The following is a 19,997-nucleotide window of genomic DNA, read 5'->3' on the forward strand; positions in this document are numbered from 1 at the left end:
TTTGTAATTCTGCCGTGCCGTGCCGTGCCGTGCCGTGCCGTGCCGTGCCGCTACGCGGTCGCCGGGTATGCCATGGGTTCCTGGATGCGGCGGTAGTCGTCGGAACCGGCCATCAGTTCTTCATGACTGCCCTGAGCTATCACCATGCCCTGGTTCATGACGATAATAAAATCGGCATGCCGCGTCGTGCTGAGACGATGGGCGATAGTCACCACAGTACGGTTATACTGCCGTGCCCAATGGTTGATAGCGTCGGTGACATATTGGTCGCTTTCGTTGTCAAGTGAGCTGTTGGCTTCGTCCAGCAGCAATATTTGCGGGTTGCGCAGCAGCGCGCGGGCTAACGCCAGTCTTTGCCGTTGACCGCCTGACAGGCGACCGGCAATTTCGCCCAAGTCGGTATTGTATTGTTGTGGCAATTGCTCGATGAAATCGTCAGCATGCGCCATTTTCGCGGCAGCCTTAACCAACTGTAGGTCGGCCTGCTCCATGCCGTAGCTGATGTTGTCATAAACGGTACCGCTGAACAGACTTTCTTTTTGTGGCACGTAAGCTATCCGACTGCGCAACTGAGTTTCGCTGAGATCTTTGATATCGATACCGTCGAGCAGGATCCTGCCTTCTTTCAGGCGGTAGAGGCGTAGTAATAAATCGAACAAAGTCGATTTACCGGCACCGGAAGCGCCGACAATCGCTACATGACTTTCTGCCGGAATTCTGAGGTTAATTCCCTTTAGCACCGGGACGTCAGGTCTGAGCGGGTAGCTGAAATGGACATTGCTGAATTCGATGGCACCTTGCGGGGCGAAATCTTTGACCCGGCTCGGCCAGGCATGCGTTTCCTTTTTCAGGAATTCGATCAGTTTGGTGGCTTTGCCGACCACGATATGAACCGAGGCATAAACCTGCATGTACTGCTGAGCCGATGTCAGAATCAGCCGGGCAAAATAAGCGAATGCGAGCAGGGCGCCCAAAGTTGTGGTGCCGTCGTAAATTTGTCCGGCAACGTGCCAGAATAAAAAGCCCGACCCTATATAAGCGGTGGAGCCGACCAGAGTTGTCATGATCAATTGCAATACTTTGATGCGAATAGAAATGTCTGTGGTTCTGGCCGTACGTTGGCTGAAAGTAGCCTGTTCGTGGTTTTCCTTATTATAGGCTTTGATCACTTTGATATTGCGCAGTGCTTCACCGGCATAACGACCGATTTCGGAGATGGTCGATTGCAGCTGATGCCCCATCTGCCTGAGTTTTTTTGAAATCAGCATGTAAGGAAGATAAATCAACGCCGTGCCCAGCAGTACCACCAAGGTCAGCCCGGCATTGATGATCACTGCGCCGATGATACCGCCAATCAATGACAAACCGGCATTGAGCAGCAAGGGGCCCTGCATGGTCAGAAAGCGGCTGACTGCATTGGTGTCTGCAACCAGCCGGGTTTGAATTTCCCCACTGCTGTTGCGCTCGATGTAGGACACGTCGTAGCGGATGATATTGTTGAAAGCATCGTTGCGGATCTGCTCGGTGATTTGGGAGGCGACTCTTTCAAACAAATAGCCACAGACGGCATTGAACAATGCCATCACCAAAATGAAGCCAATAAAGTACAGCAGCAAATCGTTTAAAAACTCGGCGCCTGCAAGCGGGTCGTCTGGGAAACGGTTGACGAAATATTTAATGGCAAAGCCAATGGATACCGACAACGCTGTGGCCGCCATGCCTGTCAGCATAATCATTGCAATAGCCTGCTTGTAGCGGCTGACATAAGGCCTGAGGCTACTGATGGCTTTGAACGCATTTTTACGCAGTTCATTGTCGGCTGCAGCCTGCTTGGGTATCTTGCTGTGATTGTTCATCGTTCCCTCAACTGCCGCCATCCTGCAGCACGATAAGCCGTCCGAAACTACTAGGCATCAGGATGCCTGCTGCCTCTGGTCGTAAAGGTAGTTCCAGATAGTGACCATGACGGCTGAACTTTCACGTAAAACCTCGTAATGGTCTGCCTGCGGATCAATATGTAGCTGCGCGTTGGGCAGCAGATCATAGATGCGTCTGGAACTGGCGATATTGGTCTGGACATCTCTTCCGCCACTCATCACCAGCGTTTTATGGCTGGCATATTTGGCCAACGCTTCATAGTCGACAGCCTTGTAAGCTAGGTAATTAGCGCAGTGACGACGCAGATAACACTTGCGGGTGAAAGGCAGATCTATAGCTTCCGGCTGGTTACCGTTCTGTTGCAGACGGCCTGTGCTGATTTTGTCGAAGACTGTGGTCAACAGATCTTCATCTGTTGCAGCCAGAGTCAATAAGGAATCGATTTCGGCAGCAAACTGAGTGGTATATTCTTGCGAATGCAGCATGGCATATTCGCCATGCAATAACACCATATCATTGATAATATTTGGAAAACGATTGGCGGCAGCTAGTGCCACCCCTGCGCCTGAGCAATAGCCAACGACAGTACAGCTGGTGATGCCGGCGTCATCAAGGACAGCCTTCATATCAAACACATGGTTCTCAATGGTAAACTCATGCACTGCAACGGACCGCTCCGAATCTTCAAGAATATTGCGGGTTTCCCAGCTGATCACATTATAGTGCGGTGCAAAAAAGTCAAAAAAATGACAGGCAGCGTCGACTTGCAGGCCAAAAGGGATAATCAGAGCTATCCAGGGATTGTCAGCTTTCAGCTCGCCCACTGCATAGGTTAAAGCAAAGCCATCGTGACTGACCGTTGAATACTTGTGCATAGCGGCTCCTGTGCTGCCAGGCCCGGCACATCGGCTGCACCGGCCCGGTTAAATCAAATCTCACGTTGGCTGATTGAGCTTTTCCATATGTTTACGCAAGCTCAGCGGACGCAGATCGGTCCAGACTTCATCTATATAAGCGAGACACTCGGCTTTGCTGCCTGATTTTCCTTCACTTCTCCAGCCTGGAGCATTTTCCCGATCAGCTAGCCAGATTGAATATTGGAGCTCGTCGTTGATCACGACGTTATAGAGACGGTTGTCTTCGGTATCGTTAGCCATATTTAACTTTCCTGTTTATTACTATGAGGGGGGCGCCCGTCAGCCCATCAGTGAACGGATGACAACGGCTGGTCCGGCGCACCAGGTAGATCCAAAGTATTGCCTGGTGCAGGTGGCAAAGCAGCATCCGACAGGTGTTTGTCAAATGCGCATATGTTAATGCTTGATGAGCAATTATGCTTTACCTGCCTAACTTTTTAACAATCTATATCAGCCTGTTCCCGTATGGCAAGCTCATGGGCATTTTTTTTTGTCCCGTCGAGTCGTTGCTGCATAGGTTGGTTGAGACTGGTTACAGTTATGTGAACATAGCATTCAATAAATATGCTTTGCCAACAGCACGTAAATAATTTTGGGATGACGGATAAATACATTCAAAACATGTGTTTTATTTGTTACATTCATGCAGTCGGGTTGATGATGACCGGCACTGGCTGGACGCAGAAAGGGGAATAACCCTGCTATCAGACCGATATTCCGGTCATTTCGCCAATGGGTCAGGCCTTTGCTAAAGCTCTGCCAGATCACAGGTTCTGTCAGTGCGCTGTTGCATCTTCATCATGCCCGCTGTGGTGTTGCGAGTTAAGACGGCGGCAGGTTTCTTTGCCGTCAGGGAGCATTAACTAACTAGAACATGGAATCCGACTTCACATGAACGAAGCATCCACCATCGAAGTTCCGTTGTCTGCCCACGAGGATGATTTTGTCCATCACCAATTGGCTGGTCAGGGCATATTCCCGGCGACAGGTTACTTACAGCTGATTTATCAGTATGCCCAGTCTCAGTTTGCTGAGGAGTCAGGTGGGCAGACGATCTTTTCTTCGCTGGTCTGGGTAGCGGCGTTACATCAGCAGCACAGCTTACATGGTCGAATTCGTCGCGAAAGGGCAATTTCTCATTTTGAGCTGATGTCTGCACAAACTTTGTGTTGCCGCGGCGAGTTGCACTGGGGCAGTGCAGAGGTCGACACTTCACGTTTCCAGTCTGTTGCGACTGGCCTTGTCAGCATCGAACAGGCGGATATTTATCAGCAATTTGCGCAGCGGGGCCTGTGTTATCAGGGACGTTTCAAGACGCTGGAAACTATACAATGGGATACCCGGCAGGCACACGCAGCCGTAGTGTTGGCGCAGCCGGCGGCGGCCGGGTTTGACCATTATGCTTATGATGCCGCCATTCAGGTAGTGCTGGTGCATCAGTTGTCATTGTGGCCTGCTTTGGATGTCAAAGTGCCGCTCAGTGCGGAAAGGTTAATGGTGCTGGCGCCATTGCCGGCTCGTTTTGCCGTGACTGCAGTGCTGCGGCAACAGACTGCAGACGGCAGACAGGCCTGTTACGATGTGTTGTTGCATGACGATGCGAAGCGTCCGTTGGCGATATTCGAAGGTCTGAACGTAAAAAGTTACCTTAAACGCCAAGCCGCCGCTGAGCTGCGGCTGACTGTGGCCGCCACTTTTGTCACGGAACCTCTGCATAAACCTTTGCAGCAGTTTTTACATGAACTGGGCAGGCCGGCGCAACTGGTGCAGGCTCCTTATCGTCAATTGCTGCAGGAACTGCTTCGTCCGGACAGCAGTCTGCAACGGGACGCTGCGGCAACCAATATTTTTTTACTGCGTCTGGAAGATTTTGTGTTTCAGACAGCTGCGGCAGCCCCTGAGGATTTGGCCGCAGCTGTTACAGTTGAACTGGCTGACAGAAAGCATCATGAGCTGCCGAACGGCATGAAAATAGCTCATCTGAACAGCTATGAAAGCAATTATTTGTTTCAGGAAATTTTTGTTGACCGGGTATATGAACACCACGGTATTACGCTGGCACCCGGTGATGTAGTGTTCGATATCGGGGCCAATATTGGTCTGTTCGCCTTGTCTGTGCTGAATCGTTGCCGCGATATCCGCATTTACGCTTTTGAACCTTCGCCACAGGCTTTTGCCGCCCTGCAATGCAATGCCAGGCTTTATGGCAATGGCAGCATTATTCCCTTCAACTTCGGCATCAATGATGCCGATGGTGTCGCTGCCTTTACCTTTTACCCCAATTCGTCGGTTTTTTCCGGCTTCCACTCGGACAGGGAACTGGATGAGTTCGCTATCCGCACTTCAGTGCGCAATGCCGTTGCGGCAAGGCTCGGTGATAGTGACCCGCAGGCGCTGGATGAATTGGTCGATATTTATATGCAGGGACGTCTTGATTGCGAAACGCTGCAGTGCCAATTGCGTAGCCTGACGGGCGTCATCGCCGAACATGCGGTTGAACGTATTGATTTGCTTAAAATCGACGCAGAAAAATGCGAGCTTGAAATCCTGTTGGGTTTGTCTGAGCAGGATTGGCCGAAGATCAGGCAAATAGTCGTGGAAGTGCATGATCAGCATGGCGAGCGTCTGCAGCATATCAAACAGCTGCTGATTGAGCGGGGCTTTGACTTACAGTTCAGAGAAGAGCAGGGACTGCAAGGCTCAGGGCTGACCAATATTTATGCAGTCCGCGGCAGACAACAGCACAGCAGCGCCCAACTGGACAGCATCAGTAGTCATCTGCAGGAATTTACCGCTGCCTTGTTACACTTTGTCGCGCAGCACGGTAATACGGCAGTGGTGGCGCTTTGTCCGCCTTCGCCTGTCGGCATGGAATTGCTGGACAGCCAGAGCAGCGCAGCTTTGCTGGCGCAGCTGCAACTGCAATTAAGTCCCGGCGCGGTGGTGAAGTTGCTGCATGTCGCCGATTACACCGAGCAGCTTGTCGACAGTTATTACGATGCCAGTCGCGATGCGATAGGCAATATTCCTTATCAGGCCGCTTATTTCCGGCAGTTGGCTGCATTGCTGGCCAGACAAATCGTCTGCTTCAGCTATCCATACTACAAAGTGATAGCTGTGGATGCCGACAATACGTTATGGCAGGGTGTCTGCGGCGAAGAAGCGCCTGAATTGATGCAGGTCACCGAGTCCTGCCTCCTGTTGCAGGCTTTTCTGGTCGAGCAGGTGCAACAGGGCATGCTGCTGTGTCTGCTAAGCAAGAACCATATGGCGGATGTCACTGCGGTGTTTGAGCGTAACAGTCACATGTTGTTGCGCTGGCAGGATATCAACGCGGCGGCGGTGAACTGGCAGCCTAAACCTGACAATCTGGCCGCCGTTGCTGCCAGCTTCAATCTGTCACCCAGTCATTTTATTTTTATCGACGACAACCCGGTAGAACGGGCAGCGATGCGTGCGCAGCAACCTGAGGTATTGACTCTGAGCCTACCGCAGGACCAGACGCAGCTCCCCGCTTTGCTGCGCAGGATAGGTTTTTTCGGTACAGGTCAGGTGACGGCTGAGGATTTGCAGCGTTCTAGGATGTATCAAGAGCATTTGCTGCGCGAACAGGCCCGCGATGAATTTGCTTCTTTACAGGATTTTATTGCCAGCCTGCAGTTGCAGCTCGATTTTTTGCCTGTGACCGGCGGCAACATAGGGCGGGCGGCGCAACTGACGGCTCGTACCAATCAGTTCAATCTGCATAAACAAAGTTATACAGCTGCTGAGCTTACCGCGTTGCTGGCGGATGACCGGCGTACTGCTGTGTTGCTGGATGTGCGAGACCGTTTCGGCCACTACGGTTTGAGCGGCTTGGCCTCTTTCTGTCTGACGGACGATAGCTGCCTGCTCGACGTGTTTCTGCTGAGCTGTCGGGTGTTGGGCAAAGGTATTGAGCATGCGTTGCTGGCTTATGTTGGCAAAGCGGCGTTGGCGGCTGGGGTTGCACAGGTCCGGACGGCAGTGACCGTGACTGCCAGGAACCAGCCGGCGATGCAGTTTATCAGGCAACAACCGGCAAGTTCTGTCGAAACCGACGGCGAAGTGCAATGGCACATGTTTCCGGCTGCAGTGCTGTCGGCGCTGACCTTTAAACCGACGGTCTTGGCACCGGTAGCCGGCGAGCCGGTTGCGGCGAATCAACAGCCCAGCCAGTTCATTGTCGAATCTCCGGTAGCGCCAGTTACATCCGGTTCGGCTGCTGTCGCAGTGCCATCCGTTCTGTCAGCCGTCCGGCGCTATCTGGTGACCCTGTTTGCCCGCATCACGACTTTGCCACCGCAACACTTTGATCCGGCTCTGACCTATGATGCGCTGGCGATAGATTCCTTTGCCATTATCGAAATTGCCGTGGCGTTGGAGCGCGATTTTGGCCGCTTGCCTAAAACCTTGTTGTTCGACTATCTGACCATTGACGCATTGGCTGCATACCTGCAGACCAGCCATCATGAAACTGTGATGCAGCTGGTCGGCGAGTCTGTTGCCGCGCCCGATAGCGCTGTGCCGCAGGTGTCGGCAGGTCAGGCGGTGGCTAGCATAACTGCAACTGTCAGCCAGCAAGCGATGTGGTTGCTGCACAAGTTGGGGCATGGAGCGCTGGCCTTCCAGGTTCCGTTGACCGTGCAGCTGCGGGCTCAGGTTGACGTGCAATTGTTGTCGCATAGCATTGATTGCTTGCTGGCGCGTCATCCGGTGCTGCGAAGTCATTTTGTCGAGCAAGACGGCGAACTGCAGCTGTTGCCACAACAGCTGGCTCCCACTGAGCTGACGGTCGTCGATCTGAGTAGCTTGCCAGCTCGTCAGCGCGCCGAGCAACTGGCGCACTATCAACAACTGGAAGCGACGACTCGTTTTGAATTACAGCACAGCCACCCGTTGCGAGCCAGACTGTTGAAGTTGGCAGACAAACGTTGGGTACTGCTGCTAACCAGCCATCATCTGATCATCGACGGTTGGTCAGTGCGGTTGCTGTTTCGCGAACTGGCCCAGATCTATCAGCAGCTTTGCCAGGGCGGCAAGCCGGACAGTTCCGTCGTCGCAGCCGGCTTTGCTCAGTATGCCGATTGGCTGCAACAGCGTACGGCGGATGGCACTTTTGCTGCTCAGTCGGCGTTTTGGCGCGAAAAATTGGCAGATGCGCCGCCATTGCTGGAGTTACCGCTGGATAAAGCCAGACCGCTGCAACGTGACTATCGCTGCGCCTATGAGCATTTTGAAGTGCCTAACCGACTGCGAGAAGATTTGCAGCTGGCATGCCGGGAATATAACTGCAATCTGCATAGTCTGCTGCTGGCGGCGTTTAATCTGCTGCTTTATCGCTATAGCCATCAGCAGGATCTGTTGCTTGGGGTGGCGGTTGGCAACCGGGAACCGGCCACCTATCGCGAGACCATCGGATACTTTGCCAACACGATGGTCTGTCGCAGTCGTCTTGCTGAAGAGATGCCATTTCGACAACTGGTAGATGCGGTTCATCAATATAAAAAGCAGGCCAGGGATCAACTGACGTTGCCATTTGCAAGCGTGGTCCAGCAGCAAGCCCGGCACGCGACAAGGAGCGCCGGGAATGTGCCGCCTTTGGTACAGGTGGTCTTTACCTTTCACAATACGCCGAGTGCTGTTGAGGAATTTCTCAACGGCCAATTCAGTTTTCTGGACAGTAAATTGGCTGAAACTCAGTTGGATCTGCGGCTGGAAATGGAAACTGTACTGGGTGAACTGAAGGGGCGCTTTGAGTACTGTCAGGCGATTTTTACTGCCGGGACCATAGCGCGGCTGGCAGAACATTGGTTGTTGCTGCTGGAGCAGATCTGCACTGAACCGGACTGGCCGCTGTGGCGTTTTGCGCTGTTGACAGAAGCAGAGCAGGAACGGCAGCTCAGGCAACTCAATAGTACCGCCAGCTTGGCCGGGCCAGCTGCAACGGTCTTCACACAATTTGAGCAACAGGCGGCAGCCAGGCCGACTGCAGTGGCGGTACGTTTCGCACAGGAGCAGTTGAGCTATGCCGAACTGAATCAACGGGCCAATCAACTGGCTTGGTTCCTTCGTAGCAAAGGCATAGGCCTGGAAAGCAGGGTCGGCTTATGCGTTGAGCGGTCCATTGCAATGGTGGTTGGCTTACTGGCTATCCTTAAAGCTGGCGGTTGTTACGTGCCGCTGGACCCGGAATACCCTGAAGAGCGGTTGGAGTATCTGGTTGCGCACAGCGGTTGTCAGTTGATCCTGACCGAATCTCATCTGACAACAGATCTGCTGTTTTTGCACAGCTATCGTTATGTCAGCATCGACAGCGACCAGCATACCCAGTCATTTGGCCATCTGCCGGGGCATAACCCATCCCTTGCTGAAACGGGGATTTGCGCCGACAGTCTGTGTTATCTGATCTTCACCTCCGGCAGTACCGGCAAGCCGAAGGGGGTTGGTGTCAGGCATGGTGGTTGGTACAACCTGACCATGGCCCAGAATGAACGTTTTGGCCTGCACAGCGATAGCCGTGCCTTGCAGTTTTTTTCGCTGAGTTTTGATGTTGCCGCTTCTGAAATCATGATGCCATTATGTGCCGGCGGCACCTTGTGCCTGATAGCCGCACTGGATTGTAAAAACCCGGCCAGACTCAGACAGGTGATCGATGCACAGCAGATCAACCATCTGACCTTGACGCCGGCGATTCTGGGGCATTTGACCGCAACGGACTATGCCACGGTCCGAACCCTGGTGGTCGGCGGTGAGCCGCTGCCACCGCAAGTTGCCGCCAGTTGGGCGGCGCAATGCCGGTTGTTTGGTGCTTACGGGCCTACTGAAACGACAGTTTGTGTCGCTACCGATCTGTTTGAACAAGGTGAGATAGTGCTGGGCACGCCGCTGCAGAACAACCAGTGTTACCTGCTGGACGAGCAGATGAATCTGTTGCCGGCCGGCCATATTGGAGAGTTGTATATAGGCGGGACGCAACTGGCGCGTGGTTATCTGGAACAGGCTGCCATGACGGCGGCGGCCTACCTGCCTAACCCTTTTGCTCAGACGCCAGGAGAGCGGCTTTATCGCAGCGGTGATCTGGCGCGCTACCGCCCCGATGGAAAGTTAGAATTTGTCGGCCGTGCGGATCAGCAGGTCAAACTGCGAGGTTACCGGATTGAGCCTGGCGAGATTGAACGGGTTCTGTGCGAGCACCCCGCCGTTTCAGCTGCGGTGGTGATGGTGCGGCAGGACAGCCCCGGTGACAAGAAACTGGTTGGCTATCTGGTGGTCGACAATGATGATGACGCGGAATTTGGCCAGCGCCATCTGTCTGTGAAGGCCTTTTTACAGGCTCGCCTGCCTGATCACATGATCCCAGTGGCGTTGGTGCAGTTGACCGGGCTACCGCTGACCGTCCACGGTAAAATTGATCGGGCCGGCCTGCCGAGGCCAGATGACAAAGCCTATGCTGTAGGGCGTTATGTCGCGCCGGTCACAGAGTTACAGCAGGTGCTGGTTGAGCTTTGGCAGCACAATTTGTCCTTAGACAAAATTGGTACGCAGGATCATTATTTTAAGCTGGGCGGCGATTCGCTGTCGGCTGTTGCTCTGGTCGGCCAGGCCAAAGCGGCGGGGCTGGCATTTACGCTGGCCGACATTTTCGAACATCCGACTATCGCAGCACTGGCCGATGTTGCACTGCGACAGGAACAGGTATCAGCCGAGCCACCGTATCAGCCGTTTTCACTACTGGATGAAGAACAGCGCCTGTTGCTGCACGCGCAGCTGGAGCCAGCAACGTTGGTGGATGCCTATCCGCTGTCCAGTGGCCAGCAGGGCATGATTTACCATTCTTTGCTGCAGCAGCAGCTCGGCGTCTATCACAATGTTATGTATTACGTGCTGAAGATGCCTTGGCACAGTGAGCACTTTGAACAGGCGCTGCGTTATATCATCAAACGGCATGCCGCTTACCGGACCCGCTTTTTGGTCGAAGGTCGGACCCAGTTGCAGGTGGTGACGAAAACGGCTGAACCTTGTTACCGGCTGCTGGACTGGTCGGCGCTGGATGCTGCCGCTGAAGAGCCGGCCATCAGGGACTGGATGCAGCAGGAAGATGCTGCTGGCTTTGCTCTACAAGGCAGCTTGTGGCGTTTTACGTTATGCCTGCTGCCGGATGATAGGCTGATGCTGGGGTTGGTTGTGCATCACGCTTTGATGGACGGCTGGTCCGATTCGATTCTGCTGAGCGAACTGGTGGCTGTGCTGCAGACGCTGGCGCGTGGCGACGTTTTGCCAGAGCCGTTGGAGCCGCCATCATACCGGCTGCATCTGGTTGCTGAACGGCAGGCGCTGGCCAACGAACTGCACCGGCAATACTGGCAGACGACGTTGGCCGGCGCGACTCCCCCCTGGTGGCTGGCAACGAAGACCACGCAAAACCTGAGCAGGCACTATCCGATTGCCGCCAGCCACAGTAAAGCGGTCAGCATGCTGGCAGCCACGCTGGGTGTTCAGGAAAAAAGCATCTGGTGCAGTGTTTATATCGTGCTGTTGTCCTTGCTGGATGGGCGTCAGGATGTGCTGGGCTCGGTCGTCAGCCATGGCAGACCGGAAATTGTCGATGGCGAACGGACCATTGGGATGTTCCTGAATTCTTTACCTGTCAGAGTCAATATCCAGGCGTTGAGCTGGCTGGATTTGCTGTTGTTGCTGGAACGAAACCTGAAACAGCTGAACCAACACCGGCATTATCCGCTGGCTGCGGTGCAACAGCAAACGGCGCTGGATTTTTCGGCAACTCTGTTTAATTTCATGAATTTCCGGCTGCTTGATGAACTGGATGGTATTTTGCAAAGCGCCGGCGGCCTTAATGAAGCCAATTACCTGATGAGCTTTTTTGTGCAGAAATTCGAGGCACAGGACAGACACAGCCTGCAGCTGACGTTGAGTCCGCAGGCTTTTGATCAGGAGTGGCTGACCCGTGCCTGGACTTATGTCGAACGCATCCTCGACCATCTGCTTGGCAACATTAACGCACCGATAGACAGCGCTGCTCTTTATGGCTCGCTACCTTTCTTTCGGGCTGATACCGCCTTAACAGCTGATCGCAGCCGTTTGCTGCACCTGCTGTTTGAAGCTCAGGCTGCCAGCACTCCGGACGCTGTCGCGCTGATTTGTCATGATGTCAGGCTCAGTTATGCCGAGCTCAATGCCCGCGCCAATGGTATTGCCGCAGCTTTATTGGCACGAGGGGTGACTGTCGCAGAGCCGGTAGCTGTTTGTGTCAATCGGTCGGCCGAGCTGTTGTGTGCGCTGCTTGCAGTGCTGAAAGCCGGCGCTTGCTATGTGCCGGTAGACCCTCAGTTACCGGCGGCACGCATCAATTATCAGCTTGAGCATAGCGCAGCCCGTCTGGTTGTCGGCACGGTGCAGACTTTGTCGCAGATTGGTCGGATACCGCTGTTGGATCTCCATACCTGCTCGACGTTGCATGACAACCCTGTGGTCGACGTGGCGCCGCAGGCCCCAGCCTACGTGCTTTACACGTCCGGCAGCACAGGCATCCCCAAAGGGGTGGTGGTCAGTCAGCAGAATGTGGCGAATTTTCTGCAGGCAATGTCGCAGCAGTTGCCTTCCAATTGCTGCGAACGGGTGTTGGCCATCACCACAGTATCCTTTGATATTGCAGTGCTAGAACTGTTTCTACCGATTTGCACGGGTGGCACTGTCGTGTTGGCCGACGCCGCGGCGGCGCTTGATGCGACAGCGTTGATGACGTTGCTTGACAATCATGACATCACGCTGATGCAGGCGACACCGGTCAGCTGGCAGATGTTGCTGGCTCAGGGCTGGCAAGGGAAGCGGGATCTGACCGCTCTGGTCGGCGGCGAAGCGTTGCCGGCAAAGCTGTGCGCCGAACTCAGCCCACGGGTCAACACGTTGTGGAATATGTATGGGCCGACCGAGGCGACAGTCTGGTCGACTATGGCGCAGCTCAGTCAACAGGCAGCCGCAGTGCATATCGGCAAGCCGGTGTCGCATACTCAGTGTTATGTCGTCAGCGAAGCCGGCGCCTTATGCCCACCGGGTGTGCCTGGGGAGTTATGGCTTGGCGGCAACGGCGTCAGCTTGGGTTATTTACAGCGGGCAGCACTGACTGCCGAACAGTTTTTGCCTGATCCTTTCGGTACGGTGCCGGGGGCAAGACTGTACCGCACCGGCGATTTGGGGCGGTTGCTGGCAGATGGCAACATCGAGTATCTGGGGCGGCGGGACCGTCAGTTGAAGATCCGCGGTTTTCGTATCGAGCCCGCTGAAATTGAAACCTTGTTGGCTGGACATCCGGCGGTCCGCCAGGTGGTCGTCGATAGCAGAACAACGGCTGACGGAGTCGTGCTCCTGCTGGCCTGGGTCGTACCGGTTGTGGCGGCACCGCAGGAACTGGTGGCGTCGCTGTTGGCGTTGGCCAGAACGCAGTTGCCGTCTTATATGGTGCCGTCTGGTATAGCGCTGATTGAGGCGATGCCGCTGACCACCAATGGGAAGGTAGACAGAAACGCTCTGCAGCAGCCCGGCATCATTGCATTACCGGACCATGTGCCTGCCAGTACGGCAACAGAGCAGCAACTTTGCCGGATCATGGCACAGCTGCTGCAGCTGGAGGCCGCCTGCATCAGCGTCACGGCGGATTTTTACAGCCTAGGCGGACATTCTTTACTGCTGATCCGTTTGCTCGGCGAAATATCCAATCAGTTCGGCTGCCAACTGGACTTGCCGACTTTGTTTACCTCACCAACGATTAGAGCCCTCGCCGCGACTATTGCCGCGACATCGACGACAGCTCCGGCTGTGACCGTTATCAGCCGGGATGAGGCTGGACTGGCGGTATCCTGGAGTCAGCAGCGGTTGTGGTTTCTTGATAAGCTGCAGGCAGGTTCCGCCGAATATCATGTGCCGTTGTTATATCGGGTGGCTGGCGAGCTGGATCTGGCAGTGTTGCAGCAAGCGCTGTCTGCACTGGTCATGCGGCATGAAACCTTGCGGACTGTCTATGCCGAACAGCAGGGCCAGTTGCTGCAGTTTATCGGGCAGCCAGCTGTTGTACCGCTGCGGACCATCGACCTGCGTGGCCGGTCGCAGGCGCAACTGGCCGAATTGCAGTGGCAGGATATCAATCGGCCATTCGCACTGGCGACGGACCTGCTGTTGCGTGCCACTGTGTTTCTACTGGACCAGCAGTCTGCAGTACTGCAGTTGGTGACACACCACATCGCTGCGGATGGTTGGTCGATGGCTATCATAGGCCGTGAACTGACCATCTTATATCAAGCTCTGCAGCAAGGGCTGCAGGACCCGCTGCCACCATTGACTATCCAGTATGCTGACCATGTCGCCTGGCAGCGCGGGCTTGAATTGTCCGGGCAGTTGGCGTATTGGCGCGAGCAGTTGGCAGGCGTTGCACCGCTGCATCGGTTGCCGCTGGATTATCCGCGTCCTGCCATTCAGCAGCACCAAAGCGGGGTGGTCGTCCGTCAATTTACCGCAGACTGGGTGCAACAGCTGTCGGCGGCGGCCAACAGCCATCATTTATCGCCTTTTATGCTCTGTCATGCGGTGCTGGCTCAGGTGCTATCCCGCCATAGTAACAGCGACGACATCGTGATTGGCGTGCCTGTGGCCAACCGCCAGCAACCGCAGGTGCAACAGCTGGTTGGCTGTTTTGTCAATACGCTGGTGGTGCGGCTCAAGACCAGACAAGACTCGCTGGCGGCTTATCTTAGCCATGTACGCCATGTCTATCAGCAGGCGCAGATCAACCAGGACCTGCCGTTCGAACGTTTGGTCGAGCTGTTGGATGTAGTGCGCAGCACGGCTTATACGCCGTTGTTTCAAATCCTGTTGACGGACAATACGGATTTTGGCTTGCCGCAGCAGGGAGGGCAGTTCAATGCCTTTGAACTGGCGGCCATCCCGTCGCGTTTTGATTTACATATTGACCTGACGTTGACGGCGCAAGGCGGCGAACTGCGTTGGATTTACGACCGCCAGCTGTTTGCTGCTGAACACGTGGACACTTTGGCGCAGCACTGCAGCATCATGCTGACGGCCCTGGCGACAGAACAGCTGCCGGCGACAGCCAAACTATGGCAGTTGCCGATGTTGACCGCGGCGGAAAGCCAGCAGCTGCTGCATACCATCAACCATACATACAGCGATAATCCGTCGGAACAAGCCGTGACGGCGCTGTTTGAGGCCGCGGTGCAGCGCCAGCCGACTGCGATTGCACTGCGCTGCGCAGCACAACACTGGTCTTATGCGGAACTGAACGCGCTGGCGAATCAAATCGCCCACTATCTGCAGGCGCAGTATCAGTTGGCAGCCGAAACGCCCGTCGGGCTTTATGTCGGGCGAACACCTTATATGGTGTTGGGGATGTTGGCGATACTGAAAGCCGGCGGTGCTTTTGTGCCGCTGGACCCAGCGTTGCCGGCTGAACGGCTGGCGATGATAATGCAGGATGCGGCACCGGCTCTGGTGTTGTCGCTACAACAGTTCGGCACGCCTGCACAGGCTTATCACGGGCCTGTTTTGCTATTGGACGATCCTGCAGCGCCTTATCTGCACTGCAGCATGGCAAATCTGCCGGACGAGGGGCAGTCCGGACAGCGGATGGCCTATGTGGTGTATACCTCCGGCAGCACAGGGCGCCCTAAGGGTATCTGTCAGACTCATCGCACTTTGAACAACTTGTATTACAGTACGATTGGCAGCGACAGATACGGCTCTGGTGCCATGCTGACGCTGCAGTTCGCTTCAGTTGGGTTTGACGTGGCGGTACAGGAAGTGATCAGCGCCTTATTGAGCGGGTCTACTTTGCAACTGATGTCGCAGCAGCAGAAGCAAGCGCTGGACCAGTTGCCGGCCTTGCTGGCGGACTGGGCCATTGAGCGGGTCTTTTTACCGCCGGCCGTCCTTGACATTCTGGCGGATGTGCCGGCGTTGTGTTTGCCGGCGCTCAGAGAGGTTTATTTCGCCGGCGACAAAGTGCGTCTGACCGAAAAAGCCACTGCCTTTATTGCCCGTCACCCGCATTGCGTGTTTTACAATCATTACGGGCCGAGTGAAACCCATGTCGCCAGCATAGGTTTGCTGAGGACCGACAAAGCTGTCGATATCGGCAAGGCTATCAACAATACGACGCTGTTGTTGCTTGATGCGAACTTAGCTCTGGTACCCTACGGCAGTGTCGGCGAATTGTACATCGGCGGTGCAGGGCTGGCACAGGGTTACCTGCACAATCCGGTTTTGACCGCCGAACGTTTCATCGCCAATCCTTATGTTGCTGAGACGGTTCCTGGGAATGCTGCCCGGTTGTATAAATCGGGAGACTTGGCTCGTTATCTGCCGGACGGCAATCTGGAGTTCCTCGGGCGGTTGGACGATCAGGTGCAGATCCGTGGTTTCCGGCTGGAACCGGATGAAGTTGCGGTGCAGCTTAGCCAACTGTCGACGATAGACAGTGCTGTGGTGCTGGCCAGGACGGATCTGCGTGGTCAAACCATATTGGTCGCTTATCTGCAACTCAGAGCTGAGTTGGCCGTACAGGCTGCAACGCAGCTGGCGCAGATCCGCCAGGAATTGGCAGCCATAGTCCCATCCTATATGGTGCCGGCAGCGATGTTGCTGGTGCAGGAATGGCCATTGAACACCAATGGTAAAATCGACCGGCAGGCCCTACCGCTGCCTGATTTCACTGCGTTGTCGCAGCCGTATGCAGCGCCTATTGGTCCTGTGGAGCAGCAATTGGCTGCTATTTGGGCGCAGTATCTGGATATAGCGGCGGATAGGATTAGCCGCGACAGCAGTTTTTTTGAACTTGGCGGCCATTCGCTGCTGGCGGTGCGTCTGCTGAATGCCATGTGCAGTGCCTTTGCCAGCGGGCTCAGCCTGCAGGCTTTTTATGCCACGCCGACCATTGCTGCCATAGCGCAGTTGCTGGCTGGGCCGTTGGACACCATAGCGGCTATCACGGTGTATCAGGCGCGGCCGGGCGAATGGCAACCCGTCTCATACGCGCAGCAACGTCTGTGGCTGGTGGAACAGTTGCAAAACGGCATGTCCGCTTACCACATACCGCTGATGTACCGATTGGAAGGGAATGTCGATCCGCAGCGGATGGAATTGGCACTGCGACAAGTAATTGCGCGGCATCAGATCCTGCGGACTGTGTACCAGTACCAGCATGACCTGTTGCTGCAGCGCGTGTTGGACGACGCAGCCGGTTTCAGTTTCACGTTGGACGAACTGCCTGAACAGAGCGAGCAGGGCCTGAAGCAGTTGCTCAGGCAGCATCTGGAGCAGCCTTTTGAGTTAAGCCGGGATTTACCGCTGCGAGCTGGGGTGATCCGGTTGTCTGCAACGACTGCCGTGCTGTGGTTGAATCTGCATCATATTGCGGCAGACGGCTGGTCGTTGCCAATCCTGCTGCAGGAGTTTGCCCACTATTATGGTTCGACCCAGCCTTTGCCGGCATTGACCGTGCAATATAGCGACTATGCCCGTTGGCAGCGGCAAGTATGGTCGGAACCGGCGGCACTGGCCGGACAACTGACATTCTGGCAGCAGCAACTGGCCGGTTTACCCGTGGTTCATGCGTTGCCGCTGGATAAACCAAGGCTGCAGCAGACCAGCGCCAGCGCCGTGGTGTACGGCCAGTGCAGTAACGACGTCAGGGCGCAGTTGCAGGTGCTGGCCAGGCAATATGACATGACGCTTTTTATGCTGCTGCATGCCGCTTTTACCCTGGTGTTGGCGTGTCATAGCGACAGTCAGGATATTGTTGTTGGCAGCCCGGTGGCAGGTCGTTTGCAATCTGAAACCGAAGCGTTGATCGGTTGTTTTATCAATACCCTGGTGCTCAGGGTTACCACGGACCACACCAGCATCGGCGAATTTCTGCAACATGTCAGGCAGGTCCATCTCGCTGCTCAGGCCTATCAACAGTTGCCGTTCGAATTGCTGATTGAACATCTGCAACTGCCGGGCAGCTTAAGCCACACGCCGCTGTTCCAAATTATGTTCACGGTCAGTGGCGATGACAGCAGCCAGTCTGGCAGCTCGGTGCCGAATCTCACCGGATTGACGGTAACTGCAATACCTCCTTTGGCGCCACCAGCCAAATTCGAGCTGAACCTCGACATCAGATTAACGGCACAGGGCGCCACGCTGGCTTGGTTGTACGACAGCGGCTTATTCAAAGAGGCCAGCGTGCAGGCATTGAATGAACACCTTGAACTGTTGCTGAACTCGTTGGCTGAGAAGGCGCACCAACCAGCATTGCCGCTGGCTGAGCTTGATATGTTGCCCAGCCGGGAAGTCGACCTGCTGTTGCACGGTTGCAACGGCAAGGTGACTGCCACTACACCAGCCGCGCTGGTGCATCAGCTGTTTGAGCAGCAAGTGAGCCGGCAGCCGGCTCAGGTCGCGCTCGATGTCGCCGGGGAGCTGCTCAGCTATATCGAACTGAACTGTCGTGCCAACCGGTTGGCTCGCCATCTGCAAACGTTGGGTGTTGGACCTGCGACTTTGGTTGGCATCTGTACCGGTCGTGGTGCCGACATGGTGGTGGCTGTCCTGGCCGTCTTGAAAAGCGGGGCTGCCTATGTGCCGTTGGACCCTGCGTATCCGCGGCAGCGCCTCGACTATATGTTGGCTGATGCTGCGGTGCAGGTGGTGCTGACCGAAAGTGGCATCGCAGCAACATTACAATTGCAGGTGCCACATCTGGTCTGTCTGGATAAAGTTGATGTCGACAGTTATGCCGCCACTGATCTGCAGCTGCAATTCAGCAACGACCAGTTGGCTTATGTGATTTATACCTCAGGTTCGACGGGCAGGCCAAAAGGTGTCGCCATTGAGCATCGCAATACCGTCGCTATGTTGCGTTGGGCTGCGGCAAGCTATAGCGCTACCGAACTGACCAGGGTGCTTGCCTCGACTTCGCTGAACTTCGATTTGTCGGTATTTGAATTGCTGTTGCCGTTAAGCACCGGCGCCTGCTGTGTGCTGGTGGCGGATGCGCTGAGTCTGATAGACCAGCAAATAGATGTGACTCTGATCAATACGGTGCCTTCGGCTATCAATGCGCTGCTGGACGCCCGCGCCTTGCCTGCCGGTGTGTTGACGGTCAATCTTGCCGGCGAACCGCTTAATAGCAAAACCGTCAACAGATTGCTGACAGAAACCAGTTGCCAGCGGGTTTGTAATTTGTATGGTCCGTCAGAGGACACTACCTATTCGACCTGGAATAGCTTTCGAAGTGTGCTGACAGGGACACCGGATATTGGCCGGCCGGTCGACAATACGGTGGCGCTGGTGTTGGACGCCAAGATGCGATTGGTCCCTTTTGGTGCGCCTGGTGAGCTATATCTGGGTGGTGCTTGTCTGGCCAGAGGTTACCACCGACAACCTGAGTTGACTGCTGCGCGCTTTGTCAGCAACCCGTATCAAAACGGCGTGTCCCGGCTGTATCGGACCGGAGATCGGGTGCGTTATCTGCCTGACGGCGCCTTGCAGTATCTGGGAAGGGTTGACGATCAGCTCAAAATTCGCGGATTCCGCATCGAACCTGCCGAAATCGAAGCGGTACTGGCAAGTTGTGCAGGCGTCAGGCAGGCCGCAGTGCTTGCCGTGCCGGGCAACAACGATGAAGGGCAACTGGTGGCTTATCTGGTGGCAGAAGGCAATGGCGACATCATCGCAACCACAGTAAAGGCGCAAGCCAGAGAATTGTTGCCCGGCTATATGTTGCCGGCCGCTATCGTCGTTGTGCCGGCGTTGCCGCTGACTCCGAATGGCAAGCTTGATCGCAAAGCATTGCCGCGACCCACCGAAGGTCCCCAGGCGATCGCGAAGACGGCGCCACGCAATGCCGTTGAACGAGCCTTACTGGCACTGTGGCAGCAATCGCTTGGCTTGCAGCAGATAGGTGTCGAAGAGAATTTCTTTGAGCTGGGAGGGCATTCGTTACAGGCGACTCGCCTGCTCGCACGAATTAATCAGCAATTTTCCAGCCATATCAGCATCAGGGCATTTTTTGACAATGCGGATATCAGCCGGTTGGCCCGGTTGCTGAATTACCTGCAGGACCAGTCGGAACCGGCTGCAGGACACCACAATATTTTGGAGATCTGATTG

At 55.2% G+C, this 19,997-nt stretch carries 4 protein-coding genes; 1 reads left to right on the forward strand and 3 read right to left on the reverse strand.

Annotated features, from left to right (window positions below):
* Positions 1-50: 50 nt before the first annotated feature.
* The 3 genes from A5320_RS19555 to A5320_RS19565 are packed head-to-tail and all read right to left on the reverse strand — an operon-like array spanning position 51 to position 3,035.
* The gene (locus tag A5320_RS19555; protein ID WP_068069222.1) at positions 51-1,856 is read right to left on the reverse strand and encodes an ABC transporter ATP-binding protein; all 1,806 of its coding nucleotides are present in this window, start codon (positions 1,854-1,856) and stop codon (positions 51-53) included.
* 57 nt (positions 1,857-1,913) lie between these two features.
* Entirely contained in the window at positions 1,914-2,753 is an 840-nt protein-coding gene (locus A5320_RS19560) for an alpha/beta fold hydrolase (RefSeq protein WP_068069224.1), read from the reverse strand.
* A gap of 60 nt (positions 2,754-2,813) precedes the next feature.
* Positions 2,814-3,035, reverse strand: a complete 222-nt coding sequence (locus tag A5320_RS19565; RefSeq protein WP_068069228.1) for an MbtH family protein — start codon at positions 3,033-3,035, stop codon at positions 2,814-2,816.
* 651 nt (positions 3,036-3,686) lie between these two features.
* Between A5320_RS19565 and A5320_RS19570 the strand changes: the two genes are divergently transcribed.
* Positions 3,687-19,994: a non-ribosomal peptide synthetase gene (locus A5320_RS19570; protein ID WP_068069232.1), complete on the forward strand. Its 16,308-nt coding sequence runs from the start codon at positions 3,687-3,689 to the stop codon at positions 19,992-19,994.
* The last annotated feature ends 3 nt before the right edge of the window (positions 19,995-19,997 follow it).

The organism is Rheinheimera sp. SA_1, assembly GCF_001669775.1.
Classification (GTDB): Bacteria; Pseudomonadota; Gammaproteobacteria; order Enterobacterales; family Alteromonadaceae; genus Pararheinheimera.